Here is a 15400-nt window from a genome sequence, read left to right on the forward strand (position 1 = left end):
TTAATGTTAGGTACGGTATGGTGCTGGTATGGTGCTGGTGCTGGTAGTGACGGATTTTCCGTGGACATTTTATAGTGTGTCCATAGGACATTCCATGGACAGTTGCAGATTACGCAGGATTTACGCAGATTTCCGGCCTTTCTTCCAGCATCCGCAGTTCGTCCTAGGATGCGTCCGCGGACATCTTTCGGACAGCAAAAGGGCGCCCCAGCTACTCGGATTTCTCCGGGCAGTCGGGGCGCTCAATTACTGCTTATTGCCTACGGCTTTCGCAATGCGAGTTGCCAAAGTCTCGACGGTATCATCAGGCCAGACGTTGACACCAAGGCTCTCGGCCATGGCGGTCAATTCCTGCCACGATTTGTTTTTGAGGTGCAGCACCGTGGAATCTTCCTCTGCGGCGGCCTGCGTTTCAATGACGCTGGATTCTTTGGGGTACTCATAGGTCAACGCCTGGGCGCTGTCGCTGATGCCCGCCGTGGTCGGATCGGTCACCACGCCAAGGATTGCCAGCACAGCAAAAACTGCGTTGACAACCGACAGCAGCTTGTTGCCGAGGTCACCGAGGTCGAGCGTGTAGCCGAACACAGCGGCTACCACCTGTACAAGCAGCAGCACCGCCGGGATAAGGGCCAGCCAAAACGACTTGTTCTTCAAACGGACTTTCCAGTTAATGTTCATGGTCGATTTCTCCTTTCTCGGGATAATGTACAGGACGCGGGGCATGACCCTCCAAAATTTGGATTCTCGTCTCGTGGTTATGCAGCGTGTTGTCCTGCGCTTCTTCGTGTTCCCACAGGCGTTTGTGGGAATCGTGGTTGCTTTCGGTCACATCGGTGAGCTTGCTATCCAAAGTCTCGAACTTATCGTTCAGCTTCGTGAGCGTTGTGTTCAGCTTAATCATGGGGGCTGTCACCGTGCCAAGCAAGCCCAGCAGTACGACGATTACGCCTACGACGGTCCATTCATTCATCGGTGACACCCCCTTACGCCGCGACTTTGTACTCGATGCCAGCTTTGTCGCACAGGCGCTTGATGACCTGTGCATCACCGCTGCTGATGCGGCCAACCTCGATGTACTGCACCGTGTTCGCCGCGTCGATAAATTTTGCGCGGTAGTAGCCCGGGTTCACGAGGTCAAGCTGCTTGCACAGTTCGTACAGCGGCATGGCCGTTACCGTGCCGACGGCATCAATGACAATCGTGGACAGGCCACGGCTGTCATTCAACTGATCCTTGATACCGGCGGCCGCCTTTGCGTCATCGTAGGAAATCCAGCCAGTGACGCGCCCGGCCTTGCCGACATTGCTGGTCGTGTTGGTGATGCGGACGCGGCCGTTCACGACTTCCTTGCCCCACAGGTAGAAAACGCCCGTGCGCACACCGGCAATCGTAAGCGACGTGCTGGCAACGTACAGGTTTGCCCGCTCCAAGTGAAGCGCCGTGCCAGCCCGCATTTCGACATTCTCCTGCCCAGTGCCGAGCAGACGCTTGTTCACCTCACCGGCCAGCCACGCGAATTTTTCTCCGAGGTAGTTGCCCGGGCAGGCGGTTGCCGTGAAGTAGCTGTGCTTGGTGAGGTTGCCGCGCGCGTCGCCCGTGTAGTTCAGGCCGTTTTTCAGCCCGGGGTTGCGCTGGCAAATGTCCACGCACAGCTTCACGAGGGATTCCAAGGCCGCGTCGCTGACGTGCCAGTTGGTGCTCGCGCCGCCGTCGTTCGCCACCTCGATAGTCACCGCACGGTGGTCGTTGTAGGGGCTGCTGCTGCACCACGATCTGTTGTCCTCGTCGCAGAACGCGCCGATACTGCCGTCTTTTGCGATGGCGTAGTTGGCCGACATCTGCCGAGAGGGCTTTGCCACCAGTGCGCCAAACTGCGGCAAGGACAGTGACCCGGCCATGTGATGCGGTGTGATGCGGGAAATAGGATTCTTACGCGGCTTGTTGCAGTTCGGAGACAACTCCGTGTAAGTCGCAAGAGCAGAAATACTCATTCGTCCTCAACCCCCTTGCCGTCGCTCATTTCAGCTTCACACTCTGCGGACAATTCCACATCGGTCATGTTTTCGTCTTTCATGGGTTTATTCCTCACTTTCCATAAAAAATCGGCGGCATTTCTGCCGCCGTGATTCAGACCTGCATGGTGTCAGGTCGTTCTCCTACTTTCTTGCCCGAATAAAGCATTTCGTCATAATGCAGCTGTGCGTACATTTCACTTGCCCACAGTGCATCAATCTCGTTTTCTTCCAGCACTTGAATCAGTGCATCGACCAAGTCGAGCGCAAGGCCGAGCGTTCTTTTCAAGTGCCGCTCCTTTGCCCGGGCGCTCATGCGTTGGCAAACTTTTCGTCGAAAAGTTCCTGCGTAAGAATGATGCCGTTCACGTCGGTGCCGATGCGCTTCTTGGCTTCGGCAATGACGGCGGCGGGGCCGAGTTTCGCGGGAACCTGTTCCAGCGTGCGACGACCGTGGACAATCAGAACGACGTAGGTGTATGCCATGATGTACCTCCTTTACAGACTCGCGGTTTCGTACAGGGAGGCGATAGCGTCATAGAGGTCAAGCTGGCCGGATTGCAGGCTGTTGAAGCCCTCAGTCAGTTCCTTGTTGTCCATGATGCCCTCGTCCTGCACACCGGGCTGCCACGTCTCGCCGTAGGACCAGTAGGTATCCTTGTCAGCCTGCACCTCGTCCAGCGAGTGCGAAGTCTCGAAATAGACCTCGTCTGCGGTGTACTCGGTGTAGGCATCGCCCTCCTCGGGGGTGACAGTCTGCTTTTTGATGTTGCGGCGCATCCACACCTTGTTCGGCGCGGTGCCGCTGAAATTCTCGAAGTAAATTTCTTTCGGCTTTTCGGTGAAATGAGTTTCCTGTCTCATGCTGCAATCGGTCCTTTCTGATGATTCACAAGGGTGTAGAACGAAACATTTCTCTTTGCGACGGCAAAAATCGTCTCGACGTTCAACTTCGCCTTGATGTGCGTGGAATCGCTGTTCTTGAAGTAGCCGTAGTAGCTGATGACGTTCTGTGCGCGGCGCAGCGTCAGCCGCTTATTGTGCCGCAGCCACACCGCAGCGCGGAGGTAGTGCCGCCGGGCGCGCAGGAAAATTCTTGCGCGAATCGTCGTACTCTCGTAGCCTATCACATAGCCCATCATGTCCACGGCGTTCGTGGCAAAGCCCAAAATCTTGAACTCGTCATGCAGGGAGATACCGAGCATTTTCTTCGCCCAAGTGGCGGCCTTGCGGAGCGCACTCTGCACATCGGCTGCCCGTAGCCCGGTCACGAATATATCGTCCATGTAGAACAGGATGTGGTACACCAGCTTCACCTCGCGGATTTCTCCACGGCGGCGCTGGGTGCGCCTTAATCCCTGTACATAGCGGAACAGGTAGCTCAACGCATAGTTGCATAGCCATTGCGAAAGCAGCGTACCGATGACAAGGCCGAGGATGACAACCTTGCCGTTCTCGATACGCCAGTAGGTGGACAGCAGCGAATCCACGAGCCATAGGAGCGTGGCATTTTTACGGATGTCACGCCGCAACAGCCGCATGATGACACGGCGGCTCAACGATTGGAAACACTTCTTCACGTCAGCCTTGCCGCAATATCTGCACCGTTTATCCCTGCGAATCCACTTTGCAATTTTGTTTGCACCGGCCACTTGGCCGCGATTTTTGATACTCGCGTACTGGTGCGGCAGGATTTTGGCCTTGAATAACGGCATGAGCGCGTACACCGCCACGGCATCCATGATTTGCTGCATGATGCTTTCGTGGCTGATGTCGCGCTCCTTCAGACTTATCCCGTCAATTCTTTTGAAAAATTTGATAGGTGCAAGCCGTAAATCTCGGCGGCGGATCCGTGCGCATACCTCACGCGCTATATCGTCGCAAATTTCTAAGAGAATATTGTGGTTGTGGTACTCGACCGCCAGCTTGATTTCGCCCAGCGAGTAGCAGGACCACTCCACCATGAACAGCTGGTAGTCCTTTCTGCGCCACTTCGGCGGGCGATTCTTCTCGCCGTGCAAATAGTCAAATATCCACCCGGAAACAATCGCAGGGTTCTCAATATCAACGTGCTTGCAATAGGTTCTCAATCGTTCACCCCACGAATAAAAAACTCTGGTGAGAATGAGGGCTTTCGGTTTTGGCTACCGCCTATTCTACTAACCCAAGCCACGGTCGTAAGCCGTGGGCTACCCCGTTGCCGGGGCCACCTGCTACACTCCATTTTAGGCGGTGGTCTCCCCCGCCAAGGCGCGGCGCTGCCGCGTCTGCATATTACAGCAGAGGATTACGGCGCAAAGATTAAAACCATATCACCAGATCGCGCCCGCGAGGATGTTCCAGTTCGCATTGCCAAGCCCGTTGTTCAAATTCGCACAGGCCAAGCCGCAATTCGCACCGTCGTTGAGGTTACTCCAAGACAGCCACTCATACGTCCCGCCAGAGGTCGGCAAATTGACCGCAGACTCGCACCGTAATTCCCTTATTCGATTTTATTTCAGCGTTCTAAAAGGGGCTGATGCCCCTCTGTTCGGGCTGACCGTAAAGGTCAGCCCGCCCATTCACCCCGGTTTGCAGCACTACCAGGCGCGCCCGCGAGGAAGGACCAGTACGCATAGCCAAGCCCGGAGTTCAAATTCGCACAGGCCAAGCCGCAAGCCGCACCGTCGTTGAGGTTACCCCAAGACAGCCACTCATACGGCCCGCCAGAGGGCGGCAAATAGACCGCAGACTTGTAGCCGTTGCCGGAGGATGCGCCGTTGTCGATGACGCTCGGCGTGGTAAACTCCGGATGAGCCTTGCTGATAGCGAGATCGCCGATGTAGTGCCAGTTCCAGTTTGTAGGCTTCGGCACAGTCAGCGGCTTATCGGTATCAATGTAGTTGGCAGACTTGCTCTGCGCAATGTTCTTTGCCAGACGAACGGTCGCAGGGGCAATCGTCATGGTGTTGGCATCAGTGTCCACAGACAGCGTGTCGATGATGTCAGCTACAACGGCATACGCGCCGGGCTGAGACTCCAAGCCCTGAATGATGAACGGCTCTTTGCCGTTGGTGCAGCTGGTCGGAGAACCATCCACGCCCTGCACATCATCACAGGAACCAGACCACCACGGCATGGTGCTGATGTAGGTGTCGGTAGTCACATCAAACGGCGTGTCGGTGTCGAGGTTGACGGCCTTATAGACCGTGCCACTGACGGTGACGCTGACAATGGACTTGATGCGCACATTCTTCGCCAGCTTGTACATGGACGCGGTATTGCGGTCGGTGCTGGTGCCGCCGCCCACGTCGCCAACTATGACGGACGAGCCGACGAGCAGGTTGCCCGCCTGCGCTTCGGTCAGCAGGACGCGGGTAACGCCAGTCTCGGCCGCAGCGGCCTTGTACTGGAGGTTGTAGCTGGTGCAGCCCTCCAACGTGCCGGAGTTACCCTTTTTGCCGTACTTCAACTGGAACATGTGGATGCGGAACGCGATGTCGCAGATAGAAATACCGGCGTAGTTCGCGCCGCGCTTGCGCCACTCGGCAATCTGCGAGTTGTGGCTGTAAGTGTAGTTCAGCGGGGCAAGGCCGGACGCGGACGTGGGCTTGCCAGCGGCATCCTTGCCAGCGAGGTACTTTGCGTGAACCATGAACGCGCGGATCGTGCCGTCGGGCGCGACGCACTCCGGCAGTGGGAAGTAGCCAGCCTTGCGGGTGGTGCGGTAATACTTCCACCAGTTCACGCCGTCATCCACCAGCGACATCCACGCGGATTTCTGCGCGACACCGACCATGCCGTTCGTACCGGCGCGGGTGAACGAACCGTCCACCTTGTCCACGGCCTTGATTTCGATTTCGCCGTTGGTGTCGATTTCGTACTCGACCTCGATGGTCCAGAACGCGAACTGCTTGCAGTACGGGTCTTTGCCGATGACGGTGTTGGTGCTAGGCGTGGCCGCGCCAAGTTCCTTGCTGTCCTCGACGAACTCGCCCTCGGTGGTCTGCGAGGTGCCGAAATCGTAGAATTTGACACCAAAGGTCTTGTCGCTGTGCAACAGATTGAACCAGCGGGCAAGAAGCTGGGTCTTGGTGTAGTTGCCGTCATCAGCGCCATGCCACCAAGACACGAACATGTCGTCGATGTTCTCCGGCGTGACGCTGGATGCGTAGAAGCTGTCATAGATGGCGGCACCGGTAGTGCCGGCCAGCTCGGCGGCTTTCAGGCTGTTGCCGGCTTCCAGCGCGGCGGCGACTTTCTGCAACGTCTCCTCGGTTGCGGGATGGGAAATGAGTTTCATAAATTTACTCCTCCTCGTTCATAAAGAAAGAAAACAGCCCGTTTTCATCCGGGCCAAGGGCATAGGTTGCGGCTCCGGCATATCCGGCTGCCTGTTGCGCAGCTTTGGCGGCGGTTTCAGCGAGAACCTTAACGCGGACTTCTGTTGCGTTGGATTCCTCTGCCGCCGCGCTGGCGGCATTGGCGTAGTTTTTCGCCACCTGTGCCTGCTTCTGCGCTTCGGCGGTAGCCTGTCCTTTTGCTACCGCGATTGCTATAATGTCCATGTTTCTGCTCCTTTACATATCGCAGAACTTGCCACTGGAATCGGCAATGACGATACGCTTCTCGTGGATGATGTAGGCTTTCGTACCCATCGGCGGGTTTTTGATGTCTTTCAGATCCTCGCTGTCATCGCACCAATACATCGTATCGGGCTGGCGGGTGACACCGTATTGTTCGCTCAACTGCACCATTGTTCACACCCCCTATCCCTCGTCCTCGTTCAAAAAGAACGAAAATTCGCCATTTTCATCAGCACCAAAAGCGAATGTGGCAGCCCCGGCATAGCCCATGCACTGTTCAAGGGTTTTGTCGGCAGCAGCCTTTATCGCCGCAACCTCAACTTTGACTTCCGTGACCGTTTGCAGGTCATTTTTTACGGCGGCTTGCACCGCCAACGAATTTTGGTAGCTGAGAGCCGCCTTTTGAGCGTTCTCGGCAGCCAAAACGCCTTGTTCTTCCGCCTGTTTGACCTTAGCGTAGTCGTACACGACTTTCAGCTTGCTATACGGATTTACGCCGTCGCCCTGCTTCATGCGGAGGTTGCCGTCGGTCATTTCTTCGACAAGCAGTTCGCCGTCGTCGTAGATTTTGCCGTTCTTCTCGGCGGTTTCATATCCCGCAGTAGTGCCGTGGCGGGGAATAATTGTAGCAGCCAAAATACCATCTCCTTTCTACCGAGCGCCGCGATTACTCGCTATCCTCGGTTTTTGCAAGCACTTTGAGTTTGCTGTACGGATTCACGCCGTCGCCCACTTTGAGGGTAAGGCCGCTTGCCGTTTCTTCCAGCAGAAGTTCAAACTTCTCGTAGATTTTCCCGTTTGCTTCGGCCTGTGCATACTGCGCAGTTGTGCCGTGGCGCGGGATTGCAGTAACAGCCATTTGTATACCTCCTCAATCGTCCGGGCCGCCGCCATCAATGACAAGGGAAGTCGTCGTTCCCGGGCCGCCGCCTGTCAGCTTGAATTGGCTGACCTCGTTGGCTTCACCGCCGTCGAGTGTTCCGTAGTCTACCCAGTTCACGCGGGCGGCCGCCTTGGACGCTTGTGCGGCGCTGTTGGACGCAGCAACGGCCTGTTCCTTGGCAGACGATGAACTATCCTCTGCATCGGACTTTGCCTTTTCTGCGGCTTCCCTCGCGGTTTCTGCGTCGGCCTTGGATGCAGCGGCCTTGTTCTCCGAATTGAGCGCGGCGGCAGCATGGGCGGCGCTCTCGCTGGCCTTGGAGCCGGCCGTCTCGGCGTTGCGGGATGCTGTAGCGGCGGATGCGGCGGCGGAATTCTCGGACGCTTCTGCTCTTTCGGCGGCATCGGCGGCGGCGATTTGATTCTTGCCGGACAGCGTTTCAGATTCCTTGGCGGCGTTCTCGCTGTTTTTTGCAGCGGTTTCGCTGGCCTTGGCGTTTTTCTCGCTCGTCGCGGCGGCGGTCTTGCTGTCAGCGGCGTTCCGTTCACTCTCGGCTGCTGCGGCCGCGCTGTTGGCGGCGGCGGTTTTGTATCCCTCCGTCGTGGACATGATTTGCCGCATGGTCTCGACGTTGTGTTCAACAGCATCTTCGACCTCGGTGCTCATGTAGAACAGCGGACACCACACGTTGGACGGAGACAGAACATACCAGCGGCCAGCGCCGATGACACGGACGCATGAGCCGACCTTGGCAAACCAGCGGATGTTCGTCTCCTCGCCGGCCCGTTCAAGGTTCGGCAGATTTTTCAAATCGTCAACGGTGTCGGCCGCGAACATATACAGGGCTTCCGTCGAGGTAGTCAGCGCGGATTGAATCAGCTTAAATGCCATCTTCCCCACCCTCTTTCAAGAACACCTTTTCGGCTTCGGTCTGCAAGCGCAGCAGATACTCATACTCCTCGCGCGGGATAATCTGCAAGGCATCTTTCTCCGGCAGGAGTACCGCTTTCGGCGTGGTGTCGCGCAGTTCGAGGTAGCGCTTATTGTGGTAGTAGCACGACGCGAGGGTTCTCCCCTTGTGCGCCCAGCAGATGTTGGTAACGCGCCGGTTGACATCCCCTGTGCTTTCGTAGTTGTAGGCGCTGCACCACCCGCAGCCGACACCTACCGGGCAGTTGATGCACTCGGGCGTGGACTGGCTGGACAGCGTAATCGCGTCGAGGTAATCGCGGATCTTCGCAGTATGCGGGGTGTTGTAAATTCCCTGCATATCCCCGATGCAGATTTTCTCGGCCTTTTCCTTGCCGATACTGATTGGGCAGTACCGCAAGCACGGATAAGCCTTGCCCTGCGTGTCAAAAGCCAGCATACCGCCCGAGCCGCCGCAGTAGTTCTTATCATCCTCTTTCGCCACGGGGTATCCGATGTTGTGGTCGAGAATGGAGCACGCGATGACCCGCTTGGTGGCAATCAGGTGGTCCGACACGATTTTCAGCTGGTCGTACAGCACCCGGGCATCCTGCGGCGTGTAAATCGGCTCGTAGGCGTAGTTGGCCGCAATAAAATCCGGGTTCTGTTCCAGCATGAACAGGATGGCCTCGGACATCTGCGGGAAGCTGGCCGGAACGAACGTCATCTTCGTCTGCTTACCGCCAAGCCCTGCGGCCGCGTGGTATGCCTTGATGGCTTTGTCGAAGCTGCCATTGCCAGCGGCATCGACGCGGTGGGCATCGTGCAGGGCTTTGTGACCGTCGATGCTCACATTCAGGCTGAGGAACGGTGCAAAGCGCTTCACGAACGCCTGCACCTGCGGCTCGAAATAGTTCTGCCCGTTCGTGCTGATGCTGATACGAGCGCCACTCGCAAGGGTGCAGCCTTTCAACGCGCACTGCTTGAAAAAGTAGTCGCAGATGTCAGAAATCAACGGCGCTTCCAGCAGGGGCTCGCCACCGATGAAGTCGAGGATGACGGTTTTCGTCTTTTTGCTGATGAAGCCGCCAGGCTTGTCGTCTTCCCACATGCGGATAAGCAGATCGACAATGCGCTTGCCGGTTTCAAGGCTCATGGATTCCGGGCCTTTGTGGTGTTCGTAGCAGTAGTCGCACCGCAAATTGCACTGGTTCGTGACTTGGAACGTCACCTCGCGCACCAGCGAACGGTCAGCCACACCGGGGTACAGCCTGTGGATGAAGTCGTTATAATTCGGCAGACGCGGCAGTTCCCTCATGGCTGAAAACGATCTCCTTTCTCTCGAAGTCGATGTAGAAGCCGGTGTCCTGCTTATCCCAGCCGAGTTCGACCGGGAAATACTGGTCCACCATCTTGTTCATCAGCATTTGGCGGTGTGTCTCCGCATGGGCAAGGTCGCTGCGGTACTGCTTGATGTAGGTGTCCAGCATCTCCCCTGCATCCTGCTCCTTGCTGAGATTGACGAAAAAGCCAATCAGGTTCTTGGCGACGCTCACCTCGTAGGAGCAGCGCTCCAATTCCGCAAAATGCGCATCCTCAACAGGCACGTTGACGTGCTTCTTCTCCACGATTTTATCCATGACACTTATCCTTTCCGACGAAACTAATTCCGTCATACCGTTCTTGGTATTTGTTCATCTTGCCAACGATGTCGTAGGCAAGGGTCTTTTCCTCGGGAAAATGCTCGATAGCGCAGCGAAGAATCCCGCTGCACACCTTGTAGGTAAAATAAAAAACCGCATCGTCGCCGCAGTCGTCAATGAGGTCCGCCTGCGCTTTCATGCGGTTTAACATATCGGGATTGCTGAAAATATCGTAGTTGCGGTAGGCCGCCTGTACAGACGAGACGAACGATTCCACCAGTTCCAGTTCGCGGATTGAAAACTTACGCCCGAACACATCCTGCGCGTGGGTGAAGTATTCCCCAATGTAGGCGCACACCTTGCGGTCGTCGTAGTTCTCCACGACGGTCGCGCAGAAAATTTCTGCAAGGTGAATTGCCGCCATAGGATATTCCACGCCTGCAAGGTTTGTGCGGCAAAATTCAAGGAACGTCGCCCTCGGGATAGGTTTCAAATCCGCGATAGCCAGTGTGACCGTTGCTTGGAGCAAATTTTTATCCATAAAAGCCTCCCATTACGCCCATATAGAGCCCGGTCCTGTACAAGTAGCGCTGCAATTTACCAGTTCACACGCAGAGCCGCAGCCAGTAGAGCAGGAATTTCCGCATCCCGAGCAGCCCTTGCAGTCTCCCCCACATCCTTGACAGCCACCGTGGCAGGTTCCTGTGCAGCCGGAGCAGCTTCCCGAACATGTGCCGCTGCAATTACTGCAACCGCCAGTACAGGACGAGCAGCCCGAGCACGTTCCTGTGCATGTTCCTTGACAGCCGCCAGTGCAAGAGCCGGTACAGCCCTGACACGTTCCTGTGCAAGTCCCTTGGCACGTTCCTGTGCATGTTCCCGTACAGCCCTGGCAGGTAGTCTTGCACGACCCCGAGCAAGTGCCGGTACAAGTACCTGTACATCCTTGGCAGGTGGATTGACAGCTACCAGTGCATGACCCCGTGCAGCTGCCTTGGCAAGTGCCTGTACACGTTCCCGTGCAGCCCTGACAAGAGCCCTTGCAGCTACCGCTACACGTCGTTTCGCACGAGCCAGTGCAAGAGCCTGTACACGACCCCGAGCAAGACCCTACGCAAGACCCCGTGCAGCCGTTACAGGTGGTATAGCACCCGCTGGCGCAAAGTCCTGTGCAGGACGCCGCGCAGCCCGTGTCCGTCATTGACACAGCGTCCTTTTTTCCTAGTTCTGCAATGCGCTTTGCCATTGCATCCATGCGGATATAACTGCCCGACTCCACCTTGTCGATTCCTGCCGGGTTGATGGCGCGGAGCGGGTCTGCGAGTTTTTGGCCGTGTTCTGCGAGGATGTAGCCGCCGGGCGCAGGCTTTGTCGAAAACTGGTAGGCGCTCCCTGCATAGCTTTGCACAGAGCCGACACCGCGGCGGCGGTTGCATTCGTTGTTCAACAGTTCTTTCAGGCCGTTGAAGTCCTCGGCTGTGACGAACGACACACCATCGTAGTTGTCCTTTGGCGTATATGCCATGCCATCACCTCCCCAGCCTTACTCGGACGCGGCGGATCCCGTTTTCGTCCGAATTTTCCACAGCAAAACCCACTGCGAACGCCGCCTGTGCCGGGTTGGAGACGGCAACGCCGACACCGGGGTATTTCTCACTCGGCACGATGTAGTCGCCCTTACGCACCCGGCCAATGACCTTTACGCGGCATCGGCCAATAAGGCCGACGGGGATAAAGCGCCCGATGTTCCACTCGAAGTAGTCGAAGCCGTCAGGCGGGGCATCGCCGCCGATAAGCTGGCCGAACTCGTCAGAATGAACACCTACAACGTGGCCGCCGTATGTGGCCTTGACGTACTGTTCCCGGTCAGACCGTTCATCCAGAGCGATAATATCTCCGGGTTCCGTACTCTCGCCGCGCGGGAAAAACTCGGCGTAGTCGTTATAAATCGGGTGGTACGTCTTGTTGCCCGTGATGTTCCCGCGACAGGTCATCGTGTTCATGTAGACATCGCCCGCCGTGTTGACGTAGTTGTTATTTGAGCCGAACGAGACAACACCTGTGAACTTGCCGCCCTCTTTCTTCATGTACTTTTGCGTACCCATGCCGAAGAAGTCAATCATGCTGCGCTCTTGGTCGTATGTGAAAGCGTACCAGTGGCCGCCAGCAATTTCATCCACGAGGTCGCCGCCGGCGTAGACGCTGCACGCATTGCCGTTTACCGTGATTTTTTGCCCGGAGGTATAGCTTTCGCCCATGTAGACGTAGCCGTGAGAGTTGCCGTTGCCCGTAAACCGGTGGGTGCTGCCGCTGAGGTAGTCGGTATAGCGGCAGAACGCCGCAGTCGCCGGGGCAAAATAATCTGCCGTGTGACCGCCCAGCATCCCGGCGTTTAACTTCTCAATCAGCGTTCCATCCGCGATTTTCGAGATGATAGTCTCTTTGTTGAAGGACTTCGCGGGTACGGCATCGTCGGCCTTTTTGTCTGCGGATTGAATGGAACGCTGGTTGGCAAGAATCATTTGCTGAAGCACATTGCAGACCTTGTTGAACTGCTGCGCCGTAGGCCGCCCATGAACGCCGCCGACGATGGACACCCAGCCGCCCATCCATTCATCAAGGTTGATTTCCGCGAGCGCACCATTTGTCGCAAATAGCGTACTGGTGCTAATATCGTCCATTTGATTTTCCCCCTTTACGTTATGGATTGGGCAAATTCACCCATCCCGAATCCCAGCGCGGCATCGTCGCAATCGGCAAAGCCGAAGAACTGCGTGTCCGAGCAGGAAATTCTCGCCGTCACGCCGGACGGGCGGATGACGATGCTGTGGCTCTGCAAGAGCGAGAGGACGGCATCGGAAAAACTCGCCGTTATAGTGACATAAAAAGTGGCCGGTATCGTTGGGATTTCCGAGTAAACCACGGAAACCGCATTGAATACCAGCTTGCAGGCTGTAATCACATCTTCCACGGAGCAATCCGACGTGTTGAGCATGGCCTTATATTTCAAAAGCATCCTGTACACGTCATCATCCTCGGCCAGCTTTACATCCGAAATCATAATGCCCGCTTCGTGGCGGCTCAAATTCACGATGGTTCCGATTTGGTCGAGCTGCTTTCCTGTGCAGTTGTCAATCTGCCGCGTGATGAACAGACTGTCAATGGCAGCGTGCAGATCCTCCATCTGCTTTCCGAACGCTTCAATAAAGCGCCGGATGTTCGTCTTATATATGGTGTCAACAGGCGTTCCAATAATGAGGTCAACTGCCATCCTCGTTCACCCCCTTGGCTTCGGGCTGCGTCTGCAACACCCATGTTGTGGTCGATTTCATCCACATTTTCGGGGTGTTGCTTCGCAGTATGGCAACCGAACCAACGGAGCAACTGGGCATCTGTAACAGTTCGCTCTCGTCGTCGATTTCATAGAAATTCAAGTTTTCCTTGACAATGCGCTCGGGTCTGAACTGTGACGGCAGACTGCCGAGCCAATCCTCGCTTATGTTCCTACTCACTGACCGTCACCTCGATGCTGTCGTTGGTAATGGTCGGCTGCTGGCGCAAACCGACAACAATGGTTCCGTGTTTGTACACGCCCACCGTTTTGCCGCCGGTATCGTCGAGGTAGCCTGTCATGTCGATGTAGTTTATCCCGTTCACACCTTTGAGGATGGCCGGAATGAGCGTTTCCTGCATCTTGACGTTGCTGCCTGCCGTGAGTTCTGCGGTGGTGAGAATCGACTGAATTTTCTCCAAGTAGTTGTTGTCCAACTCGCTCTTGGTTACTTCCAACACGACTTTCAAGTGCAGGACACAGTTCTCGATGCGGGAGAACTGCACATACTGGCGGACACCCTCGGAGTCGGTGATGTAGGCATAATGTGAGCCATAGGGCCGGATGCCCGGAGCTTTGCCGTTCCATATCGTTTCGGCAACTTCCGTATCGTCACCGCCGCGAACGACGATTTCGATGCTGTGCGGCGGGCGGCCCTCTGCATCTTCTTTGTCGGTGTAGTTCTCGTATCCGCTGGCGTAGTCACAGCCGTCCACATCCGCAAGCAGCGACGCGCAGATTCTATCAATCGTGTTGCTGCCGCGGATAGCGACGCTCTGTGCATAGCGAAGCCGGACCTCGGCATCGCTTTCCGCCAGCCGCCCGGGCGAATATTTGACCGCGTTGTTTACCGAGGTCAAGCCGTTCACGCCCGTGACGATTTGGGTTATCGTACCCAGCGGGAGCGAGATGTCGCCGTACTCGACGGTTTCATACGACAGGTTCGAGGTCACCTGTTCCACCTGCACGTTCGAGGTCAGTTCCGCATAGAACGAATCGTCCTCTTTGGTTCCCGTCGCCACAATCAGCTTTACGAGTGCGCCTGTGTCATCCATGTCATCGGTGATTTCCTCGGTAATGGTAAGGCCGATTTTCTCGCCAGCTTCCACGAACGCCGCCTTCATGGCATCATAGGCCGCCGCGTAGGTAGCGCACCCGCTGATGGTCTTTGTGTAGGCTTGGACGACGGTTCCGACGGAGCCGCTGTCAATGTTCTGATGCAGGGTAATCGTGTACTCCGTCACCTTGGACACGTCGGTTAAGACGGGCCGTACCTTGATGCGCCAAAAGTTTTCGCGGCTGATTTCTTGGTTGGCAGACGCTTGCAGCTGGCGTTCCGGCTGTGTCGTGGACTTCACAAGGCTGCCGTATGGAATGAGTGTGCCGTCGTCGCCCGTGCAGGCGAGGACATAGCGACTTCTTTTCCGGGCCTTGCGCATGAATCCCGAAATCTGGATGTCATTGTCCAAGTTTACCCCGTCAGCGCTGCCGGGATAAAGCTGGTAGTACACATTCTCGACTTCTTCCCACAACTGTTCCTGCTGATCGGCAAAGGACTGGACGATGACCGCGAAAAACGACTGCGGGTGTTCCGACGGGTCTACGCCGATAGTTCCCTTGAAATACTCGCACAGTTCGGAGAAAATCTCGTCAAGGCGCTTTCTTCTAAAGCCTGTGGGCAGCGCGCCGTATTCGCTCATGTGTACTCCACCTCACTTTCGATGATTTCGTCACTGGTTTCTACCGTGAACCGGCAGGTGCATTTTCGCTCGTCCTCGTCAAATTCAACGACGCAGCTTTTCACGTTCTTTACCTCGTCAAATTCCATGAGGGCAGAGCGGATGATGTTGGCAATTTCCTGCGTGTTCGGCTTTTTCACCAGTATTTTTTCAAAGTACGGGATACCGAGCTCCTCGTTATACTTCCACTCGGCCAGCGACCAGCGCAGCTTGATTTGTATGGCTTGCCGCAGGCTGTCGGTAACAACCACATCGCCGTCCTTGGTGAAATACAGGTCGCCGCTGGTGTCGAGCGCAAGATCCTTTATCATCGTG

The 15400-nt window shown here is 56.2% G+C and carries 22 protein-coding genes; all 22 read right to left on the minus strand.

What is annotated here, in order from left to right; genetic code table 11:
* Nucleotides 1–246 precede the first annotated feature (246 nt).
* Nucleotides 247–681, minus strand: a complete 435-nt coding sequence (locus NE623_RS01965) for a phage holin (protein ID WP_256270884.1) — start codon at nt 679–681, stop codon at nt 247–249.
* Nucleotides 671–973 (minus strand): hypothetical protein, encoded by a 303-nt coding sequence (locus tag NE623_RS01970; RefSeq protein WP_256270883.1) that lies wholly within the window; start codon nt 971–973, stop codon nt 671–673. The genes NE623_RS01965 and NE623_RS01970 overlap by 11 nt, the downstream gene beginning before the upstream one ends.
* Nucleotides 974–986: 13 nt before the next feature.
* Entirely contained in the window at nt 987–1994 is a 1008-nt protein-coding gene (locus NE623_RS01975; RefSeq protein WP_256270882.1) for a peptidoglycan recognition protein family protein, read from the minus strand.
* Nucleotides 1995–2130: 136 nt separating this feature from the next.
* A complete protein-coding gene (locus NE623_RS01980; RefSeq protein WP_256270881.1) occupies nt 2131–2304 on the minus strand; it encodes a hypothetical protein in 174 nt (57 codons plus the stop codon).
* Between the two features lie 23 nt (nt 2305–2327).
* Nucleotides 2328–2501 carry a CD1375 family protein gene (locus NE623_RS01985; protein ID WP_256270880.1) on the minus strand — a complete coding sequence of 58 codons (174 nt, stop codon included), beginning with the start codon at nt 2499–2501 and terminating at the stop codon, nt 2328–2330.
* 12 nt (nt 2502–2513) lie between these two features.
* Complete coding sequence (locus NE623_RS01990) at nt 2514–2879, minus strand: hypothetical protein (protein WP_256270879.1); 366 nt, start codon at nt 2877–2879, stop codon at nt 2514–2516.
* Nucleotides 2876–4105 (minus strand): reverse transcriptase domain-containing protein, encoded by a 1230-nt coding sequence (locus NE623_RS01995; protein ID WP_256270878.1) that lies wholly within the window; start codon nt 4103–4105, stop codon nt 2876–2878. Before NE623_RS01995 ends, NE623_RS01990 begins: the two co-directional genes overlap by 4 nt.
* A gap of 458 nt (nt 4106–4563) precedes the next feature.
* Nucleotides 4564–6297: a hypothetical protein gene (locus NE623_RS02000; protein ID WP_256270877.1), complete on the minus strand. Its 1734-nt coding sequence runs from the start codon at nt 6295–6297 to the stop codon at nt 4564–4566.
* Nucleotides 6298–6301: 4 nt separating this feature from the next.
* Nucleotides 6302–6562, minus strand: a complete 261-nt coding sequence (locus NE623_RS02005) for a hypothetical protein (RefSeq protein ID WP_256270876.1) — start codon at nt 6560–6562, stop codon at nt 6302–6304.
* Between the two features lie 12 nt (nt 6563–6574).
* On the minus strand, nt 6575–6751 hold the full coding sequence (locus NE623_RS02010; protein ID WP_256270875.1) for a hypothetical protein: 177 nt from the start codon (nt 6749–6751) through the stop codon (nt 6575–6577).
* A 12-nt stretch (nt 6752–6763) separates the two neighbouring features.
* A complete protein-coding gene (locus NE623_RS02015) occupies nt 6764–7216 on the minus strand; it encodes a hypothetical protein (RefSeq protein WP_256270874.1) in 453 nt (150 codons plus the stop codon).
* Nucleotides 7217–7247: 31 nt separating this feature from the next.
* Complete coding sequence (locus tag NE623_RS02020; RefSeq protein WP_256270873.1) at nt 7248–7439, minus strand: hypothetical protein; 192 nt, start codon at nt 7437–7439, stop codon at nt 7248–7250.
* 12 nt (nt 7440–7451) lie between these two features.
* Nucleotides 7452–8354, minus strand: a complete 903-nt coding sequence (locus NE623_RS02025; protein WP_256270872.1) for a hypothetical protein — start codon at nt 8352–8354, stop codon at nt 7452–7454.
* Nucleotides 8344–9690, minus strand: a complete 1347-nt coding sequence (locus NE623_RS02030; protein ID WP_256270871.1) for a radical SAM protein — start codon at nt 9688–9690, stop codon at nt 8344–8346. Before NE623_RS02030 ends, NE623_RS02025 begins: the two co-directional genes overlap by 11 nt.
* Nucleotides 9659–10012: a hypothetical protein gene (locus NE623_RS02035; protein ID WP_256270870.1), complete on the minus strand. Its 354-nt coding sequence runs from the start codon at nt 10010–10012 to the stop codon at nt 9659–9661. Before NE623_RS02035 ends, NE623_RS02030 begins: the two co-directional genes overlap by 32 nt.
* The gene (locus tag NE623_RS02040) at nt 10005–10556 is read right to left on the minus strand and encodes a hypothetical protein (protein WP_256270869.1); all 552 of its coding nucleotides are present in this window, start codon (nt 10554–10556) and stop codon (nt 10005–10007) included. The genes NE623_RS02035 and NE623_RS02040 overlap by 8 nt, the downstream gene beginning before the upstream one ends.
* 12 nt (nt 10557–10568) lie before the next feature.
* Nucleotides 10569–11540: a hypothetical protein gene (locus tag NE623_RS14845; protein WP_370866662.1), complete on the minus strand. Its 972-nt coding sequence runs from the start codon at nt 11538–11540 to the stop codon at nt 10569–10571.
* 4 nt (nt 11541–11544) lie between these two features.
* Nucleotides 11545–12696 carry a hypothetical protein gene (locus NE623_RS02045; RefSeq protein WP_256270868.1) on the minus strand — a complete coding sequence of 384 codons (1152 nt, stop codon included), beginning with the start codon at nt 12694–12696 and terminating at the stop codon, nt 11545–11547.
* Nucleotides 12697–12710: 14 nt separating this feature from the next.
* A complete protein-coding gene (locus NE623_RS02050; protein WP_256270867.1) occupies nt 12711–13286 on the minus strand; it encodes a DUF2612 domain-containing protein in 576 nt (191 codons plus the stop codon).
* A complete protein-coding gene (locus NE623_RS02055; RefSeq protein WP_256270866.1) occupies nt 13276–13527 on the minus strand; it encodes a hypothetical protein in 252 nt (83 codons plus the stop codon). The genes NE623_RS02050 and NE623_RS02055 overlap by 11 nt, the downstream gene beginning before the upstream one ends.
* Complete coding sequence (locus tag NE623_RS02060; protein ID WP_256270865.1) at nt 13520–15046, minus strand: hypothetical protein; 1527 nt, start codon at nt 15044–15046, stop codon at nt 13520–13522. Before NE623_RS02060 ends, NE623_RS02055 begins: the two co-directional genes overlap by 8 nt.
* Nucleotides 15043–15396, minus strand: coding sequence for a hypothetical protein (locus NE623_RS02065; RefSeq protein ID WP_256270864.1), 354 nt, complete (start codon nt 15394–15396; stop codon nt 15043–15045). Before NE623_RS02065 ends, NE623_RS02060 begins: the two co-directional genes overlap by 4 nt.
* Nucleotides 15397–15400 lie beyond the last annotated feature (4 nt).

The organism is Gemmiger formicilis (assembly GCF_024462815.1).
Lineage (GTDB): Bacteria > Bacillota > Clostridia > Oscillospirales > Ruminococcaceae > Gemmiger.

Coding starts and splice junctions, on each gene's coding strand:
- NE623_RS01965 (WP_256270884.1), bottom strand. CDS start 681: ATGAACATTAACTGGAAAGTCCGTTTGAAGAACAAGTCGTTTTGGCTG.
- NE623_RS01970 (WP_256270883.1), bottom strand. CDS start 973: ATGAATGAATGGACCGTCGTAGGCGTAATCGTCGTACTGCTGGGCTTG.
- NE623_RS01975 (WP_256270882.1), bottom strand. CDS start 1,994: ATGAGTATTTCTGCTCTTGCGACTTACACGGAGTTGTCTCCGAACTGC.
- NE623_RS01985 (WP_256270880.1), bottom strand. CDS start 2,501: ATGGCATACACCTACGTCGTTCTGATTGTCCACGGTCGTCGCACGCTG.
- NE623_RS01990 (WP_256270879.1), bottom strand. CDS start 2,879: ATGAGACAGGAAACTCATTTCACCGAAAAGCCGAAAGAAATTTACTTC.
- NE623_RS02000 (WP_256270877.1), bottom strand. CDS start 6,297: ATGAAACTCATTTCCCATCCCGCAACCGAGGAGACGTTGCAGAAAGTC.
- NE623_RS02005 (WP_256270876.1), bottom strand. CDS start 6,562: ATGGACATTATAGCAATCGCGGTAGCAAAAGGACAGGCTACCGCCGAA.
- NE623_RS02010 (WP_256270875.1), bottom strand. CDS start 6,751: ATGGTGCAGTTGAGCGAACAATACGGTGTCACCCGCCAGCCCGATACG.
- NE623_RS02020 (WP_256270873.1), bottom strand. CDS start 7,439: ATGGCTGTTACTGCAATCCCGCGCCACGGCACAACTGCGCAGTATGCA.
- NE623_RS02025 (WP_256270872.1), bottom strand. CDS start 8,354: ATGGCATTTAAGCTGATTCAATCCGCGCTGACTACCTCGACGGAAGCC.
- NE623_RS02030 (WP_256270871.1), bottom strand. CDS start 9,690: ATGAGGGAACTGCCGCGTCTGCCGAATTATAACGACTTCATCCACAGG.
- NE623_RS02035 (WP_256270870.1), bottom strand. CDS start 10,012: ATGGATAAAATCGTGGAGAAGAAGCACGTCAACGTGCCTGTTGAGGAT.
- NE623_RS02040 (WP_256270869.1), bottom strand. CDS start 10,556: ATGGATAAAAATTTGCTCCAAGCAACGGTCACACTGGCTATCGCGGAT.
- NE623_RS14845 (WP_370866662.1), bottom strand. CDS start 11,540: ATGGCATATACGCCAAAGGACAACTACGATGGTGTGTCGTTCGTCACA.
- NE623_RS02045 (WP_256270868.1), bottom strand. CDS start 12,696: ATGGACGATATTAGCACCAGTACGCTATTTGCGACAAATGGTGCGCTC.
- NE623_RS02050 (WP_256270867.1), bottom strand. CDS start 13,286: ATGGCAGTTGACCTCATTATTGGAACGCCTGTTGACACCATATATAAG.
- NE623_RS02060 (WP_256270865.1), bottom strand. CDS start 15,046: ATGAGCGAATACGGCGCGCTGCCCACAGGCTTTAGAAGAAAGCGCCTT.
- NE623_RS02065 (WP_256270864.1), bottom strand. CDS start 15,396: ATGATAAAGGATCTTGCGCTCGACACCAGCGGCGACCTGTATTTCACC.